The sequence below is a fragment of the Bacillus cereus group sp. MS39 genome (assembly GCF_040448665.1).
Classification (GTDB): Bacteria; Bacillota; Bacilli; order Bacillales; family Bacillaceae_G; genus Bacillus_A; species Bacillus_A wiedmannii.
This window is the reverse complement of sequence record NZ_CP123058.1, coordinates 4120451-4137756: the sequence shown is the minus strand read 5'-3', so window position 1 is coordinate 4137756 and position 17306 is coordinate 4120451. Positions and strand designations below refer to the sequence as shown.

The following is a 17306-nucleotide window of genomic DNA, read 5'->3' as shown; positions in this document are numbered from 1 at the left end:
GAAATGGCAGGTAGAACGGTAAAAAAAGATGATAAGACAAAAACTTGGTATTTTGTTTTGACACATGGAAAAAAAGAAGACGGTAAACCTAGACAATTAAAAAAACGTGGATTTAAAACAAAGCAGGAGGCTCTTAAAGCGCTTCATGAACTTGAACATTCATTAATGACAGGAACATATATTGCTCCGACAAAGATGCTTTATGGAGAATACTTATTAAATCAGTGGCTTGAAGATAAGCAAACTAAAGTAAAGAAACAAACGTTGCAAACATATAGATGGCTTGTAGAAAAGCATATCGTACCTGCGATAGGGAATGTAGAGCTTCTTCAACTTACACCAATGGCAATTCAAAAGCTGTATAATCAACTAACTAAAGAGAAGGCATTATCTGATGAAAATATACAAAAAGTACATACATTAATAAATGACTCTTTAAAAAAAGCAGAGCGATGGGGACTCATTTCTAAAAATCCAGCTTCTTTAGTTGATAGACCCAAAGCAGAGAAGAAAGAAATAAAAGTTTGGGATGTAAAAGAAGTGCAAACTTTTCTAAAGCATGCTCAAAGCCATAGCAGATACTATGTTGCTTTTTTGTTAGCGTTGACAACAGGAATGAGGCAGGGGGAAATATTAGGACTTCGTTGGAGAGATGTTGATTTTGAAACAGGTTGTATACGAATTACACAAACTTTAAGTAGTGACGGAAAAGAAATTTTGCCGTATACCAAAACGAAATCAGGATCAAGGACAGTAGATTTGCCAGAGGAAACTATTATTCAATTAAAAAAGCATCGGAAGCTAATAGAATCAGAAAAGTTAGAGGGAGGATCAGAAGTCTACAATAACTGGGATCTAGTTGTATGTACTGAGCTAGGTACACCGACCAATAAAAGTAATATTCGGAGGAGCTTCAATTCTATAATCAAAAAAGCTAAAATTCCAAAGATTAGATTTCATGATATGCGTCATACTCACGCGACACTGCTGCTGTTACAAGGAGTAAATCCTAAGATTGTATCAGAACGTTTGGGTCATGCTGATGTAAGAATTACACTCGATACATATAGCCATTTACTGCCGAGTATGCAGAAAGATACAGCAATTAAATTTGGTAAAATGCTGTTTGGTGAGGATGATAAGTATTATGTAGAAATTAATTTAGATTAAATTGGCTCAATTTCTCTTAGAAGAGATGAGTTTTTGGTACTCATTTTTTCATATTAAACAAAGTTATTTTATTTCTTATCTATGGAGAATTGTTAGACGCTAAAGTAAAGGTGATTATTGCTAAGGAAAATAGAATAAAGATATGACCAAAGTATGAACGATAGGGCAATGTTAAAGAAATAATTATTTTGGGTAGCCGTTAGAGCAAAAGAAGAACCTTGATTTTTTCAAGGTTCTTCTTTTTTTAATACAGTAAAGAAGGCTTGGAAGACTTGTGCGCTAACAAAGTAGAATTTTAATATCACTCATAATATTAAATAGCATTGATATGGTGAAATGTATTAGCTCTTACATCTAATTTTTGGTTGAAATCTGTTGCATAGGAATTAAGTGTATAGTTATTATCGAATTTTTGTGATATTACTAAGTCGTCAAGTTTATGATAATAAAAACATCTTCATATTTAAAAGCAGCAACATTTGTAGACGTTTTTTGTTAAAATATAATGGACATACGTAAGTCATTGATTCCATGTCTTTGTGAAGACACTAGGACTATATAATAAAGAGGAGATATATATAATGATCAACTTCCAAGATAAAGTAAGTTTCATTTGGTCAATTGCAGAAGTTTTGCGTGGACCATATAAACCAGAAGATTACGGGAAGGTAATTTTACCTTTAGCCGTTTTACGCCGCTTTGATTGCGTGTTAGATAGTACAAAAGATGAAGTACTATCTAACTTTGAAAATTTTAAAGCAATGAATGAAGATGCTCGTGAGCCGATTTTAAATCGTATTGCAAAGCAAAATTTCCATAATGTAAGTAACTATAACTTCACGAAATTACTAAGTGATGCAGATAACATCGCAGATAACTTACGTGATTATATTAACGGATTTTCGAAAACAGCTCGTGATATTATGGATCACTTTGACTTTGACCGCCAAATCGATAAATTAGATAATAATAATCTTTTATACTTAACGATTAAACGCTTTAGTGAGCTTGATATACATCCAGAAGTCGTTTCAAACGTGGAAATGGGTTATATCTTTGAAGAATTAATTCGCCGTTTCTCAGAGCACGCCGAAGCAGGGGATCATTACACGCCTCGTGAAGTTGTACGCTTAATGGTTAGTCTATTATTCATGCAAGACAATGACATTTTAACGAAGCATGGTCTAACACAAACATTATATGACTGTGCTGCTGGAACAGGTGGAATGGGTTCTGTTGCACAGGAGTATTTAATAGAGCTAAATCCAACAGCTGATCTTGAATTTTTCGCTCAAGAGATTAACGATGAATCTTATGCCATTTGTAAGGCAGATATCCTTATTAAAGGGGCAGATGCTAAAAACGTTCGTCAAGGAAACACGTTATCAAACGATCAGTTTAAAGGGGATAAATTCGACTACTTAATCTCAAATCCTCCGTACGGTGTAGATTGGAAATCATACGAAAAGCCGATTAAAGCGGAACATGAAGAACAAGGATATGCTGGACGTTTCGGTCCAGGTACACCTCGTACAAGTGATGGACAACTATTATTCTTACTTCATTTAATCTCAAAAATGAAACCAGTAACAGTGGAAAATCCACAAGGATCTAGACTCGCAATTATTATGAACGGTTCTCCATTATTCGCAGGTGATGCAGGTTCAGGTGAAAGTGAGATTCGTCGCTATGTACTTGAAAATGACTTAGTAGAAGGCATTATCGCTATGCCAAACGACTTATTCTACAACACAGGTATTGCTACGTATATCTGGATTTTAACAAACAATAAGGCTGCTATTCGCAAAGGAAAAGTACAGCTTGTGAATGCAGTAGGCTTCTCGAAAAAAATGAAAAAGAGTATGGGTAGTAAACGTAATGAAATTTCGCAAGAACAAATTGATGAAATTGTTCGTTTGTACGGAAACTTTAAAGAAGGTGAGTACGCTAAAATCTTTGATAACGAAGACTTTGGTTACCGAAAAATCACAGTGGAACGTCCATTACGTTTAAACTTCCTTATCTCTGAAGAACGCATTCAGTGTGTAGCAGAACAAAAAGCGTTCCAAAACCTTGCAAAATCTAAGAAAAAAGGTGACAACGGATTAGCTGAAATAGAAGCTGGTAAAGCTCAACAAGAGAAAATCATTGACGTTTTACGTAGTTTAGAAAGTCAGCAGTTATTTAAAAATCGCGATGAGTTCACAAAATTATTAAAAGATGAATTTAAAAAGGCAGATGTAGCAATTGGTGCATCAGTATTAAAAGTAATATTAGCCGGTCTTTCTGAGAAGGATGAAACAGCGGATATTTGTATGAAAAATAAAACAGATACCGAACCAGATACAGACTTACGTGATACAGAAAACGTACCGTTAAAAGAGGGAATTTATGAATACTTCGAGCGTGAAGTAAAACCACATGTATCAGATGCATGGATTGATGAAACAAAAACAAAAGTGGGTTATGAAATTCCGTTTACACGTCAGTTCTATAAATACACAGAGCTTCGTAGTTCGTCTGAAATTATGGAAGAAATAAAAAGCTTACAGGAGTTAATCTTTGATCAAATGAAAAGGGTGCTGGATTAACAATGGCAAATAGATATCAAACATATATGAATAGTGAATTACCTTGGATAGGAGAATTACCATCACATTGGAAAGTGAGGAAAATAAAATTTTTAGTAAAGAGATTGAATAAAACTCCTAAACTAACCGATGAAGTAATTACAGCATTTAGAGATGGACAAGTTACATTAAGGAAGAATAGAAGACAAGATGGATTTACTTTTTCACTGAAAGAAATAGGATACCAACATATTTCTAAAGGTAACTTAGTTGTTCATCAAATGGACGCATTCGCAGGTGCGATAGGTATATCAGATTCGGAAGGGAAAGGTTCACCAGTTTATACAGTGTGTGAAGCAATAAATGATAGTGAAATTCATCTACCTTATCTCACATACACATTAAGGGTTATGTCAAATAGTGGATATGTGGAATCGTTAGCTAAAGGAATCCGAGAAAGATCAACAGATTTCAGATGGGGAGATATGGGGAACTTATTTGCACTGTTACCAAGCTTGCAAGAGCAAAAGTCTATAGTAGGGTATATTGAAGCTAAAGTTCAATTGCTAAATAGTTCAATCGGAAATTTAGAAAAAATGATACAGATTTTCGAAGAAAAACGCCAATCAATGATTACCGAAGCTGTAACAAAAGGCTTAAATCCAAATGTGAAAATGAAAGATTCAGGAGTGGAATGGATTGGTGAAATACCTGAGCATTGGGAAAAAACTCGTCTGGATTTTATAGCAAGAGTTAAGGCAAGATTAGGTTGGAAAGGTTTAAAAGCCGAGGAATATGTAGATGAAGGGTACATTTTCTTGTCTACACCTAATTTAAAAGGTAGAAATATTGATTTTAAAAATGTCAATTACATCACGGAAGAACGTTATTTAGAATCTCCAGAGATTATGTTAGAAAAAGGAGATGTACTATTAGCTAAAGATGGTAGTACATTAGGAATTACGAATGTTGTTCGAGAATTACCTTCTAAAGCAACTGTAAATAGTTCTATTGCTGTTTTAAGACCTAAGGAATTAATTGATAGTATTTATTTCTACTATTACTTATCTTCAACTTATATTCAAGATATTATTAATCAAATTAAGGACGGTATGGGTGTGCCTCATTTGTTTCAAGCAGATATAAAAAAATTCCCTATTATTTTGCCTCCATTGTGTGAACAAAAAGAAATTGCAAAGTATATAGATGAACAAGTAGAAAACTTAGATTCTCTAATAGAAACAGTAAAAGTTCAAATCCAAAAACTAAAAGACTACCGCCAATCCCTAATCTACGAGGCGGTTACAGGTAAGATCGATGTGCGTGATTTTGAAGTAGAATCGTAATGAGGTGATGGTATGGCGATTGATGCAACGGAAAAAGGGTTTGAGACGAATATTGAAGATTCGTTCATAGCGAACGGGTATACGAAACGTATGCTTGAAGGGGAAGCAAGTCGTCTATTTAAGCAATATGCGCTTGATGTTGAGCAACTTTTTGCGTTTTTAGAAGATACACAAGAAAAAGCACTTCGAGCGTTAGAGAAATCGTATGGTTCAGAGTATAAGCAGAAGGTGATAAATCGCATTTGTGACCAACTGAAAAAGCAAGGATTGATCTATTGTTTACGCCACGGGATTAAAGACCGTGGTGTAACACTAAAGCTTATTTATAACAAGCCGCCAACCAGGATGAATCAGTTAATGAATGAGTTGTATCGCAAAAATAGATTCACAGTAAGCCGCCAAGTGTATTATAGCGATAAACATAATAATAGTTTAGATATGGTACTATTTATCAATGGTTTACCGCTTGTTGTGATGGAGCTGAAAAATCCATTGACAGGCCAAACGGTTGAGCATGCAGTGAAGCAGTTAAAAAGGGATCGGGATCCAAAAGAGCAGTTGTTTACATTCAATGAGCGTGTTGTCGTGTATTTTGCAGTTGATCCAGATGAAGTGTTTATGACAACTGAGTTGAAAAGGGAAAAAACATATTTCTTGCCATTTAATAATGGGAATAATGGCGGGAAAGGGAATCCAACTGTTTACAATAACTACCGTACGCATTATTTATGGGAAGAGATATTAGTTCCTGATAGTTTGCTAGATATTTTATTCCGTTTTGTCTTTGTGAAGAAGGATGATATTTTAGATTCAAATGGTGAAACGATTGGTGAGCGTAAAATGTTGATTTTCCCACGTTTTCATCAATTAGATGTTGTGCGTAAGCTTGAGGAAGATGTACAAGCGAAATCAGTCGGTCAAAATTATCTCATTCAACATAGTGCTGGGAGTGGGAAGACAAACTCTATCTCTTGGTTAGCGCACCGTTTAGCAAAGCTGCATGATGAAGAAAATAATGCGGTGTTTAGTAGTGTAATTGTTATTACAGACCGTCGTGTTTTAGATAAGCAGTTGCAAGATGCTGTGTATCAGCTAGAACATAAAGCTGGTATGGTTGAGCGTATTAACAAAGATTCGAATCAGCTCGCTCAAGCGATTACAGGTGAGACACGCATTATTATTACAACGCTGCAAAAGTTCCCGTTCATTATGGAGAAGGTATCGGATTTTGACCGTAAAAAGTATGCGGTTATTATCGATGAAGCGCATTCTTCACAAGGCGGGAAAGCTTCGACGGCATTAACGAATATTTTATCAGATAAGACGTTAGAGGATGCATACGAGGAAGACCGGATTGCGGAAGAAAATATGGACAACTTAGATGAACAAATCGTTGAAACGATTATGAAAAGCGGGAAGCAGGATAACGTTTCATTCTTTGCTTTTACGGCAACACCAAAGCCGAAAACACTTGAAAAGTTCGGTACGATCGGTACAGACGGCAAGCCACATGCCTTCCATGAATATACAATGCGCCAAGCCATTGAAGAAGGCTTTATTTTAGATGTGTTAAGTAATTACACAGCATATAAGACATTTTATAAAATTGCGAAGCAGGTTGATGACGATCCATTAGTTTCACAAAAACAAGCGACGAAAAAGCTTGCTCAATATGTGTCGCTTCATCCACATAATATTGCGCAAAAGACAGAAATCATTATTGAGCATTATCGTAACTTTACTCGTCATAAAATCGGTGGTCGTGCCAAGGCAATGGTCGTAACAGCAAGTCGTTTGCATGCGGTACGTTATAAAATCGCTTTTGACAGGTACATCGATAAAATGGGCTATGATGATTTAAAAACGGTTGTTGCCTTCTCGGGTATTGTCAAAGATGGTGAAATACCGTATTCAGAGCCAGATATGAACGGATTTAGTGAAAAGGAATTACCTGATAAGTTCAATTCAGATGAGTATAAAGTGTTACTTGTGGCAGAAAAATATCAAACAGGTTTTGATGAGCCATTGCTGCATACGATGTACGTAGATAAGCCTCTTAGCGGGATTAAAGCGGTTCAAACTTTATCTCGCTTAAATCGTACTTGTCCAGGAAAAGAAGATACGTTTGTACTCGACTTTGTTAATGATACAGAAGATATTAAAGCTTCGTTCCAACCTTATTATGAAACGACAGGTTTGGAGGAAGTGACGGATCCGAACATTTTATATGACTTACAAGCAGAACTAGAGCCGTATCAAGTTTTTACAGAGGAAGAAGTGCAAGCTGTAAATGAGCTGGAGATAAAAGGTGGATTCAAAAAGTCAACGAAGGCACAAACGGAACTTAATGCATGGATTGATAAAGGTGTAGAACGCTTTAAGCGATTAAATGAGGAAGAAAAAGAAGCGTTTAAAGCATCGGTAACGAAGTTCGTACGTACATATGCATTTATTTTACAAATTGCGATGTTCATTGATGTTGATTTGCACAAGCTTTATATTTATTTAAACTATCTATTACGTAAGCTACCGCGCAGTAGTAAAGATAAAGACGTATATATGGCAGATGATGTTGCACTTCAATATTATCGTAATCAGAAGGTGTTTGAAGGCAGCATTGAACTAGAGAAAACAGGAGGCGTAAATTTAAAGCCAACTTCACATGGTACAGGTGGTGCAGTGGAAGATGAGAAGGTTCGTTTATCATCTATTTTAGAGAAGTTAAATGAACGGTTTGGCACAGAGTTTACGGAAACTGATTTTCTTTCACGTGACCAAGTAAAAGAAGACATGTTAAACAGTGAAGATATTCAACAAAAAGCGAAAAACAATACAAAAGACAATTTCAAATTTGCTTTCGAAAAATCATTCATGGATTTCGTAATTGATCGTATGAGTAGTAACGAAAAATTCTTTATGAAGATTTTAGAGAACGAGGAATTCAAAAACTTTATTATGGAAGATATGATGAATGAAGTTTATGCGGAAGTGAATGAGTAGAGAAGCAACCGTTGACCAAAAGAGAGTTATTGACCAAATCTTGACCAAGAAGCAAAGAATTTACCTTTTAAAAAAAGACAAAGATCTGCTACATAAAGAAAACCCCTTGACTATCAAGGGGTTTTTCATATGATCCCGACTGGGTTCGAACCAGCGACCTCCACCCTGTCAAGGTGGCGCTCTCCCTGCTGAGCTACGGGATCTTCAAAAATAATTATGTATTTGTAATTTTAATCATTATGTTAAAGCAATTATACATAATTAACTGAAAATTTACAATATTTTTTTTGTGTAGTAAGTTTTTAAAGAGGTAGTGTAATAGAAAATAGTTTTTATTTTAGAGGTGTATTAGTATGTATGTTTTTATATGTAATAAATAGAAGATACTGAGGTGTTATGACTTCCGATACCAATCCAAAGGCCCCTCATCACTCAAATCAACTAGAAAAGGAAATAAGAAATGTAAAGGTAAGCTTATAAGTTCTGGCATAGCGTTCAATGTTTTCTTTGATAGATATTGTCTTCTGAGACAATACGGGCAATCTTTTTCGAATGTCACGAGTATCGACCATACATCTTTTATTGTCCACTTCGTTTTACAATATGTACAACGCGCCATGGGGTTCCTCCTCATTTTAAGATTTCTTCTAGTATATTCCATTTCATTGTACGAAAGTCATTTGTATTTTGTGTGATAAAATGTAATTTGTTTTATTTTTATGTGCATCTATTAGGTCATTTATGATCATTTACATATCGTTTAATCTTTTTGCAGGGTGATAGGTTTTCAGTTTTAATATGCAAATTGGCCAATATATCCTTTTTACAATTTACTTAAAATCATGTATAACAGAGATACAAGATTATTTCATAAATATTCAGAAGTAGAGGGAGAATAATTGTAATGGTAAGAAAAACGTTCAAGATGCGCGTATCTAGAAATAGAACGATTTCGATTAATGGCTCAATTCTTGATGTGGATGTTACGCATGATGAGTTTTTACAAGAGTTTGTTGAGTGGGTCGATTCTAAAGGTTGGTCGTTTATGGGGATGACAGATGAGATCACGCCTGAAGAAGCTAGTCAAAATTTAATAGATTCATTGATTGATGAGAAGGATAAGAAAGAGTAATTCCTTCTTATTTTTTATTGTATATTTATGTTCTTCATCGTAAAAGTATGATATAGTAAAAAACAGTGAATATTCTTCCAATTTAATACAAATTACATATAGATTGGTAGATTCAGTTTTTTAACTGTGAGAGTATAGTGAAAAGGGAGAGTCATATGGTAAATTTTAAGAAAATTTTGGCTTTTATTACCGTTATTTGTTTATTTTTTTTGACACCTATGACGTTACGTGCTGAGACGAATATTGGAGTGAATCCAGAACAAGTGGCACCACCACCTGCGGAAGGACCAAATGTTTTTAGTCAGTTTGCAGCTACGATTGATGGGAAAACTGGTGATGTTTTGTATGACAAAAACGCACATCATCGTGCATTTCCGGCTAGTATGACGAAAGTATTAACAGCGATTTTACTTATGGAGCATACGAAGCCAGAGGATCAATTTACGTTTTCACAATTAGCATTAGATCAGGAGAAGAGTAATTATCAAATTGAGTTTCAACCTGGTGAGACGATTAATAGAAATACTGCGCTTATGATTCTAATGGTGCTGAGTGCGAATGATGTGTCGTATGCGATTGCGGAGCGTATTGGCGGAAATGTTGAGAAGTTCGCTCATATGATGAATGAGAAAGCAAAGCAATTAGGGGCTACAGATAGCCACTTTGTAACGCCAAATGGATTGCATGATCCGAACCATTATACGACGCCGTATGATATGGCTATGATTACGAGAGGTGTACAAAAGTATCCTGAGATTTTACAAGCGATGAATACGAAAAGGACGACGGTTACGACATCTAGCCAGACGGTTTCTATTTTTAATAAGTCTACTTATTTTGAAAATCCATATAGCATTGGTGGTAAGACGGGTTTTACAAATGAAGCCCGCAATACACTCGTTTTATTAAATGAGAAGGATGGAAATCGTATTATAAATGTAGTAATGGCTTCTCAAAGACCTGAAATTTATGAAGATTTGAAGCAGATGGCGGAATATTCTTTTGGTCAATTTGTGAAGCAAACTGTACTAGATAAACATAGTTGGCACCAAAAGACAACATATTTAAATAAAGATATTGATAGCGAACTGGAACAAAGTGCAGAACTTATGCTTAAGAAAGATGAAGGGAAAAATGTGAGGACGACTTTCCGTGCGGCATCATTAGATAAAGATTCTTTGTATCATAAAGGAATTCATCGTGGTGAGGTAGTTGGGGCAGTTGATATTACGAAAAATAATCAAACAATTGCGACGGTAAATGTTCTTTCTAAAGAAGATGTTACTTTTGCAATGCCTAAAAAAGATACGGTTGAGCCAGAAGTAAAAGAATCAAATGTGAAAATGATAAGTATTGGGATAGGTGCCATTGTATTATTTGGCTTCATTTTATATGTAGTGATACGCCGAAATACACAAGGAATGAAATCAGAAGAAAAATAAATTATTAGTATAAAGGCTGTGAATAGATTTTGTCACAGTCTTTTTTGTTTTCATCTATTCGCTAATAAATAACTAATAATTGTAAATTTTCTTATTGCATTTATTTTTTGTTCGTTATATTATTTAGTTGTGTTCTTGTTAAAGAACGAAGTGGATATTATATACTTCAAATAATATAAAACAACGGAGAGGGAGAGAGATGATGAAATTCGTTTGGAAGATTATTAGCAACGTTATCTCATTTGTTTTATTTGCATTAATGGTTTTTTTAGCTTTTGTAGTTATTTCGTCAAAAGCGAGTGGCGGAGATCCAACAGTGATGGGATATCAATTTAAATCCGTGCTATCAGGATCAATGGAACCGACGTTTTTAACAGGATCAATCATTGCGATAGAACCGACGAAAGATGGTTCTAAATATCAAAAAGGTGATGTGATTACCTTTAAAGAGAAAGATGAAAAAATTATCACTCACCGTATTATCGGTGTGAAAGATACAAATGGAAAAGTAATGTATGAAACAAAAGGTGATAACAACAACGGTCCTGATTTAGAACCAGTACGCGCGGAGAATGTAATTGGAAAATATGCAGATATTACAGTTCCTTATGCAGGATATGCATTAAATTATGCTAGTTCAAAGGCTGGAGCTGCATTGCTTCTTATTATTCCAGGAATCTTTTTATTAGGCTATTCTGCGATTTCTATTTTTGGTGCGATTCGCAGCATTGACGGAGAAAAGAAAGAGAAAAAAGTAGAACAATCCGTCTAGTTCGTTTGGTTATACTTTCCGTTTAGGAAGTTAACAAATATATAGATTAAGGGGATATGGACATGACTTTAAAGAAAAAAATAGGAATGGGTATCGCATCAGCTGTATTAGGAGCTGCATTAGTTGGCGGAGGAACATTTGCATTTTTCAGTGATAAAGAAGTGTCAAACAATACATTTGCGGCTGGTACACTGGATTTAGCATTAAATCCATCAACAGTTGTTAATGTATCGAATTTAAAACCTGGCGATACAATTAAAAGAGATTTTAAACTAGAAAATAAAGGATCTTTAGATATTAAAAAGGTTCTATTGAAAACAGATTATAAGGTAGAAGATGCGAAGGGCGACAATAAAGATGATTTTGGTAAACATATTAAAGTAACATTCTTAAAAAATGTAGACAAGCATGAAACAATCGTAAAAGAAACAACGCTAGATAAATTGAAGGGTGACACACTTACAGCGGTAGATAATGATTTAGCTGCTTGGTTCTGGGATGAAAAAGGTATTTCTGCAGGTAAGTCTGATAAATTCACAGTGAAATTCGAGTTTGTTGATAATAAAAAAGACCAAAATGAATTCCAAGGCGATAAACTAAATTTAACTTGGACGTTTGATGCACAACAAACAGAAGGTGAAGCAAGATAATATTAAAAAGGGCTATCATATGGATAGCCCTTTTTCTATTTTTCTAGTATACAGCTATCATTTTGTATCGTTCTTTATTATAATAAAGTTAACGTTCTGTATAAAGAACATATTGTTCGATGGGAGAGATTAAGATGCTGAAAACACCTCGCAAATTAAAAAAGATGCTTATATTGCCTTGTATGTGCTCCATTACGTTTTATTTAGGCTCTCAAATAATGACGTATACAGAAGCTGCATTTATTCATGAAACGAAAGTGGAAGCCGCTCTTTCTACAGCGATTATATTTCCGAAAACAGTAAATACGTTTAAAGAGCAGGCTGAGCAACATAAACAGTTTATTGAACATGAGTATGGGGCGATGAAGGAGAAATTAGCAGTAACTTCTATTAAAGAAATAGAACAGGCAATTACTATATGGAAACAAGGGCGTGAGAAAATTGTTTCTGAGAAGGAAGCCTTGCAAAATGTATATACTGAAATAGAGGGTCCTTACAATCAAATACAGGAAGAATTAAAAGTGAATAAAAGTAAGTCAATTCAGCAAGTAGCTTTATATGTGAATGAAGGCTTTCATAGTATAAAAGATAAGCGTGATTATATTGAGAAAGAAATTAGTTTACAAGCGATTGATGAACAAATTCAGGCTCTTGATAAACAATTAAAAGATGCGATAGATGCAGAGAAAAAAGCAGAAGAGCAGAAAAAAGCGGAAGAACAGAAAAAAGTAGAAGAACAGAAGAAAGCGGAAGAACAGAAAAAAGTAGAAGAACAGAAAAAAGTAGAAGAGCAAAAGAAAGCCGAAGAACAGAAAAAAGTAGAAGAGCAGAAGAAAGCAGAGGATCAGAAAAAAGAAGAAGAACAGAAAAAAGTAGAAGAGCAGAAGAAAGCAGAGGATCAGAAAAAAGAAGAAGAACAGAAAAAAGTAGAAGAGCAGAAACAAGTAGAAACAGTTAAAAAGTCTGAGTAGGGAATTCATGAAAAAGGATGATATATAGGAGTGTGAGGGAGTATTTTCCTTCACACTTATTGTCTATGTATCAATATAAAAAATAAACTTCAGAAAAATCAGAATAATACTGAGAAATAAAAATAACTGAAAATATTAATAAATATGTGTTGTATTTATATAGTGTCGTTCGTTATAATGAACTTAAGGTTTTTAAAAAAGAACAAATGTTATTTAGACCAATCTATTTTTAGTTACACCTCTTATTTCGAAATAAGAGATAACAATATAAAAATACAAAAAACAGCTAGGGGGAATTGATTGTGAGTCTGAAAAAGAAATTAGGTATGGGAGTTGCATCAGCAGCATTGGGGTTATCTTTAATTGGTGGAGGAACATTCGCTTACTTTAGCGATAAAGAAGTATCAAACAATACATTTGCAGCTGGGACGTTAGATCTTACATTAGACCCTAAAACGCTTGTAGATATTAAAGATTTAAAACCAGGGGACTCTATTAAGAAAGAGTTCTTATTAAAGAATAGCGGTTCATTAACAATTAAAGATGTTAAACTAGCGACAAAGTATACTGTAAAAGATGCAAAAGGTGATAATGCTGGTGAAGACTTTGGTAAGCACGTTAAAGTAAAATTCCTTTGGAACTGGGATAAACAAAGTGAGCCTGTATATGAAACAACTTTAGCTGATTTACAAAATGCTGATCCAGATCTTTTAGCGAAGGATATCTTTGCTCCTGAGTGGGGAGAAAAGGGTGGATTAGAAGCAGGCACAGAGGATTATCTGTGGGTACAATTTGAATTTGTAGATAATGGGAAAGAACAAAATATCTTCCAAGGTGATTCATTGAACTTAGAATGGACATTCAATGCTAACCAAGAAGCTGGAGAAGAAAAATAATAAAAAAGCGGGTATCCCCCGCTTTTTTTTATAAAGAAAAAAGAAGTGCCAATTGTAAGCACTTCTTTCTATTTATTATTTTTGATCTTGCTTCCATTTTGTAAATTCAAGAAATTCACGAAATTGTTCTTTGGAGACGCCGGAGCTCATCGCATCTTTAACGAGTTGTGTCCATTCGGAGTCTAAATGATTTTCCTTTGTTGTTTCATCATGAAGTAGAGTGTCAACTGGAATTTGTAGAACTGCTGCGATCTTTTCAAGAAACTGAATGGAAGGGTTTTTTTGTAAATTTCGTTCTATAGAACTAATGTAAGATTTAGCAACACCAGCTTTTTCGGCAAGCTCAGTTAATGAAATACCTTTTTGTAAGCGAAGGCGTTTTATACGTTCTCCAATCATATTTGCGCACCTTTCTATCAATATGTAGTCGTCTTATGATGTCATTATTATAACATAAACTTCGTTAAAAAGAACAAGCCTATTGAGCCTGACTGGATGGCTTCATACGTTGGAAAAAATGTTCGATATCTTGCAGGGCGATACCAGCGTCTAGAGCTTCAAGTATTAAATCAATCCATTCTTGGTCCAGTGCGTCAGTCTTATCTTTGTACAAATGTAATTCCTCCCTAATTATCGGTCATAACTGCTGCTACAGAATAGATGATAATGCAATCTCATTTTGTGTTTTATATAGTGAATTATCAAATATTTTGTAGATAAAACAAAGATAAAATCCCCATTAAATTCCCTCTATGGCGATTATAAAGTTTCTGACAAATATTTTCAATATTTTCAGAAAACATTGTTGAATTGTGATATATTCGTATGCTAACTATGGAATTTTTACAAATATGTTAAAAAAATTACATAATATAACTAAATATTGAAAAAATATTGAATTTTTAATAAAATTCAATTTGTAATACATATTTTTTATTAGGGGAGGAAATAAGGGATGAACAAGAAACCGTTCAAAGTTTTGTCATCAATCGCTTTGACAGCTGTGTTAGGTCTTTCATTCGGAGCGGGTGGCCAGTCTGCATATGCTGAAACACCTGTGAATAAGACAGCTACGAGTCCAGTCGATGATCATTTAATTCCAGAAGAACGTTTAGCAAATGCGCTAAAAAACCGTGGGGTAATTGATTCGAAGGCTTCAGAGACAGAAACAAAGAAAGCCGTCGAAAAATACGTAGAGAACAAAAAGGGTGAAAATCCTGGGAAAGAAGTATCAAATGGGGACCCACTTACGAAAGAAGCATCTGACTTTTTAAAGAAAGTGAAAGATGCGAAAGCTGATACGAAAGAAAAGTTAGACAAACCAGCAACAGGAACACCTGCAGCGACAGGCCCAGTTAAGGGTGGTCTAAATGGTAAAGTACCAACTTCTCCAGCAAAGGGAAAAGAATATAACGGTGAAGTTCGTAAAGATAAAGTACTCGTTTTACTTGTAGAGTACGCTGACTTTAAACATAACAATATTGATAAAGAACCTGGTTATATGTATACTGACGATTTTAACAAAGAACATTATGAAAAAATGTTATTCGGTAATGAGCCATTCGCATTAGAGGATGGCAGCAAAATCGAAACGTTTAAACAATATTACGAAGAGCAATCTGGCGGTAGTTATACAGTAGACGGAACAGTTACAAAATGGTTAACAGTTCCTGGTAAAGCTGCTGATTACGGTGCAGATGGTGCGACAGGTCATGATAATAAAGGGCCAAAAGGACCACGTGATTTAGTAAAAGATGCATTAAAAGCAGCTGTAGATAGCGGTATTGATTTATCAGAGTTTGACCAATTCGATCAATATGATGTAAATGGCGATGGAAATCAAAAACAACCGGACGGTTTAATCGATCACTTAATGATTATCCATGCGGGTGTTGGACAAGAAGCAGGTGGCGGTAAATTAGGTGACGATGCAATTTGGTCACATCGCTGGACTGTTGGACCAAAACCATTCCCAATCGAAGGCACACAAGCGAAAGTTCCATATTGGGGCGGAAAGATCGCAGCATTCGACTACACAATTGAACCAGAAGATGGCGCAGTTGGTGTATTCGCACATGAATATGGTCATGATTTAGGTCTTCCAGATGAGTATGATACAGACTATACTGGTGACGGTGAACCAATTCAAGCTTGGTCTGTTATGAGTGGCGGAAGCTGGGCTGGTAACATTGCAGGAACAACGCCAACGAGTTTCTCACCACAAAATAAAGAGTTTTTCCAAAAAACAATCGGTGGTAACTGGGCAAATATCGTAGAAGTAGATTACGAGAAATTAAATAAAGGTATCGGTCTAGCAACATATTTAGACCAAAGTGTTACGAAATCTAACCGCCCAGGTATGATTCGTGTTAACTTGCCAGATAAAGATATAAAAACAATTGCTCCAGCATTTGGTAAGCAGTATTACTACAGCACAAAAGGTGACAATCTTCACACAAAAATGGAGACGCCACTGTTCGATTTAACAAATGCAACGACTGCGAAATTTGATTTCAAGTCATTGTATGAAATTGAAGCAGAGTATGATTTTCTTGAAGTACATGCTGTAACAGAAGATGGTCAACAAACATTAATCGAAAAACTTGGTGAGAAAGCAAATAGTGGAAATGCACATTCAACAAATGGAAAATGGATTGACAAATCATACGATTTAAGTCAATTCAAAGGTAAGAAAGTAAAATTAACATTTGAGTACATTACAGATGGTGGTTTAGCATTAAACGGTTTCCTACTTGATAATGCATCACTAAATGTAGACGGTAAAGTAGTATTCTCTGATGATGCAGAAGGTACACCGCAGTTCAAATTAGATGGATTCGCCGTATCTAATGGAACAGAGAAGAAAAAACATAACTATTATGTAGAGTGGAGAAACTATGCTGGTTCGGATAACGCATTGAAATATGCTCGCGGTCCAGAATACAACACAGGTATGGTTGTATGGTATGCAGACTCAGCTTATACAGATAACTGGGTTGGTTTACATCCAGGACATGGTTTCCTTGGCGTAGTTGATTCTCATCCAGAAGCAATTGTTGGAACTTTAAATGGTAAACCAACAGTAGCAAGTAGTACACGATTCCAAATCGCTGATGCAGCGTTCTCATTCGATAAAACGCCAGCTTGGAAAGTTGTATCTCCAACGCGCGGAACGTATACGTATAATGGCTTAGCAGGCGTACCGAAGTTTGATGATTCGAAAACGTATATTAATAAACAGATTCCAGATGCAGGACGTATTTTACCGAATCTTGGCCTGAAGTTTGAAGTAGTAGGACAAGCCGATGATAATTCTGCAGGTGCTGTTCGTTTATATCGTTAATACAGTAAAACTAC

General features: G+C 35.1%; 14 protein-coding genes and 1 tRNA gene. 11 read left to right on the top strand and 4 right to left on the bottom strand.

What is annotated here, in order from left to right; translation table 11 throughout:
• Nucleotides 1-3 precede the first annotated feature (3 nt).
• From QEP67_RS21480 to QEP67_RS21465, 4 genes are all read left to right on the top strand, one after another.
• A complete protein-coding gene (locus QEP67_RS21480; RefSeq protein WP_353706414.1) occupies nucleotides 4-1170 on the top strand; it encodes a tyrosine-type recombinase/integrase in 1167 nt (388 codons plus the stop codon).
• Nucleotides 1171-1751: 581 nt separating this feature from the next.
• Nucleotides 1752-3761, top strand: a complete 2010-nt coding sequence (locus QEP67_RS21475; protein ID WP_353706413.1) for a class I SAM-dependent DNA methyltransferase — start codon at nucleotides 1752-1754, stop codon at nucleotides 3759-3761.
• Nucleotides 3762-3763: 2 nt separating this feature from the next.
• A complete protein-coding gene (locus QEP67_RS21470; protein WP_353706412.1) occupies nucleotides 3764-5086 on the top strand; it encodes a restriction endonuclease subunit S in 1323 nt (440 codons plus the stop codon).
• Nucleotides 5087-5098: 12 nt separating this feature from the next.
• Complete coding sequence (locus QEP67_RS21465) at nucleotides 5099-8086, top strand: type I restriction endonuclease (RefSeq protein WP_353706411.1); 2988 nt, start codon at nucleotides 5099-5101, stop codon at nucleotides 8084-8086.
• Nucleotides 8087-8216: 130 nt separating this feature from the next.
• Here QEP67_RS21465 and QEP67_RS21460 read toward each other — a convergent pair.
• Nucleotides 8217-8289 (bottom strand) — tRNA-Val (locus QEP67_RS21460).
• 191 nt (nucleotides 8290-8480) lie between these two features.
• On the bottom strand, nucleotides 8481-8705 hold the full coding sequence (locus tag QEP67_RS21455) for a hypothetical protein (protein WP_000090231.1): 225 nt from the start codon (nucleotides 8703-8705) through the stop codon (nucleotides 8481-8483).
• A 285-nt stretch (nucleotides 8706-8990) separates the two neighbouring features.
• Between QEP67_RS21455 and QEP67_RS21450 the strand changes: the two genes are divergently transcribed.
• The 6 genes from QEP67_RS21450 to calY all read left to right on the top strand — a co-directional run bounded on the left by QEP67_RS21450 (nucleotide 8991) and on the right by calY (nucleotide 13949).
• A complete protein-coding gene (locus QEP67_RS21450; RefSeq protein WP_000251865.1) occupies nucleotides 8991-9218 on the top strand; it encodes a hypothetical protein in 228 nt (75 codons plus the stop codon).
• Between the two features lie 155 nt (nucleotides 9219-9373).
• Complete coding sequence (locus QEP67_RS21445; protein WP_000245998.1) at nucleotides 9374-10660, top strand: D-alanyl-D-alanine carboxypeptidase family protein; 1287 nt, start codon at nucleotides 9374-9376, stop codon at nucleotides 10658-10660.
• Between the two features lie 202 nt (nucleotides 10661-10862).
• Nucleotides 10863-11432: a signal peptidase I SipW gene (gene sipW / locus QEP67_RS21440; protein WP_033658782.1), complete on the top strand. Its 570-nt coding sequence runs from the start codon at nucleotides 10863-10865 to the stop codon at nucleotides 11430-11432.
• A 62-nt stretch (nucleotides 11433-11494) separates the two neighbouring features.
• Complete coding sequence (locus QEP67_RS21435; RefSeq protein ID WP_000172829.1) at nucleotides 11495-12082, top strand: CalY family protein; 588 nt, start codon at nucleotides 11495-11497, stop codon at nucleotides 12080-12082.
• A 134-nt stretch (nucleotides 12083-12216) separates the two neighbouring features.
• Complete coding sequence (locus tag QEP67_RS21430) at nucleotides 12217-13053, top strand: DUF4047 domain-containing protein (protein WP_353706410.1); 837 nt, start codon at nucleotides 12217-12219, stop codon at nucleotides 13051-13053.
• A gap of 302 nt (nucleotides 13054-13355) precedes the next feature.
• Nucleotides 13356-13949 (top strand): biofilm matrix protein CalY, encoded by a 594-nt coding sequence (gene calY, locus QEP67_RS21425; protein ID WP_000053728.1) that lies wholly within the window; start codon nucleotides 13356-13358, stop codon nucleotides 13947-13949.
• A gap of 75 nt (nucleotides 13950-14024) precedes the next feature.
• Here calY and QEP67_RS21420 read toward each other — a convergent pair whose 3' ends face one another.
• Nucleotides 14025-14348 (bottom strand): helix-turn-helix domain-containing protein, encoded by a 324-nt coding sequence (locus tag QEP67_RS21420; RefSeq protein ID WP_000578882.1) that lies wholly within the window; start codon nucleotides 14346-14348, stop codon nucleotides 14025-14027.
• A gap of 79 nt (nucleotides 14349-14427) precedes the next feature.
• Nucleotides 14428-14562 carry an anti-repressor SinI family protein gene (locus QEP67_RS21415; RefSeq protein ID WP_000276217.1) on the bottom strand — a complete coding sequence of 45 codons (135 nt, stop codon included), beginning with the start codon at nucleotides 14560-14562 and terminating at the stop codon, nucleotides 14428-14430.
• 342 nt (nucleotides 14563-14904) lie between these two features.
• On the opposite strand from QEP67_RS21415, the gene inhA1 reads away from it, so the two are divergent.
• The gene (gene inhA1, locus QEP67_RS21410; RefSeq protein WP_001035922.1) at nucleotides 14905-17292 is read left to right on the top strand and encodes a M6 family metalloprotease immune inhibitor InhA1; all 2388 of its coding nucleotides are present in this window, start codon (nucleotides 14905-14907) and stop codon (nucleotides 17290-17292) included.
• Nucleotides 17293-17306 lie beyond the last annotated feature (14 nt).

Bases quoted from the DNA above. Each gene is read 5' to 3' on its own strand.
- QEP67_RS21480 (WP_353706414.1), top strand. From the start codon at position 4: ATGGCAGGTAGAACGGTAAAAAAAGATGATAAGACAAAAACTTGGTAT.
- QEP67_RS21475 (WP_353706413.1), top strand. From the start codon at position 1,752: ATGATCAACTTCCAAGATAAAGTAAGTTTCATTTGGTCAATTGCAGAA.
- QEP67_RS21470 (WP_353706412.1), top strand. From the start codon at position 3,764: ATGGCAAATAGATATCAAACATATATGAATAGTGAATTACCTTGGATA.
- QEP67_RS21465 (WP_353706411.1), top strand. From the start codon at position 5,099: ATGGCGATTGATGCAACGGAAAAAGGGTTTGAGACGAATATTGAAGAT.
- QEP67_RS21455 (WP_000090231.1), bottom strand. From the start codon at position 8,705: ATGGCGCGTTGTACATATTGTAAAACGAAGTGGACAATAAAAGATGTA.
- QEP67_RS21450 (WP_000251865.1), top strand. From the start codon at position 8,991: ATGGTAAGAAAAACGTTCAAGATGCGCGTATCTAGAAATAGAACGATT.
- QEP67_RS21445 (WP_000245998.1), top strand. From the start codon at position 9,374: ATGGTAAATTTTAAGAAAATTTTGGCTTTTATTACCGTTATTTGTTTA.
- sipW (WP_033658782.1), top strand. From the start codon at position 10,863: ATGAAATTCGTTTGGAAGATTATTAGCAACGTTATCTCATTTGTTTTA.
- QEP67_RS21435 (WP_000172829.1), top strand. From the start codon at position 11,495: ATGACTTTAAAGAAAAAAATAGGAATGGGTATCGCATCAGCTGTATTA.
- QEP67_RS21430 (WP_353706410.1), top strand. From the start codon at position 12,217: ATGCTGAAAACACCTCGCAAATTAAAAAAGATGCTTATATTGCCTTGT.
- QEP67_RS21420 (WP_000578882.1), bottom strand. From the start codon at position 14,348: ATGATTGGAGAACGTATAAAACGCCTTCGCTTACAAAAAGGTATTTCA.
- inhA1 (WP_001035922.1), top strand. From the start codon at position 14,905: ATGAACAAGAAACCGTTCAAAGTTTTGTCATCAATCGCTTTGACAGCT.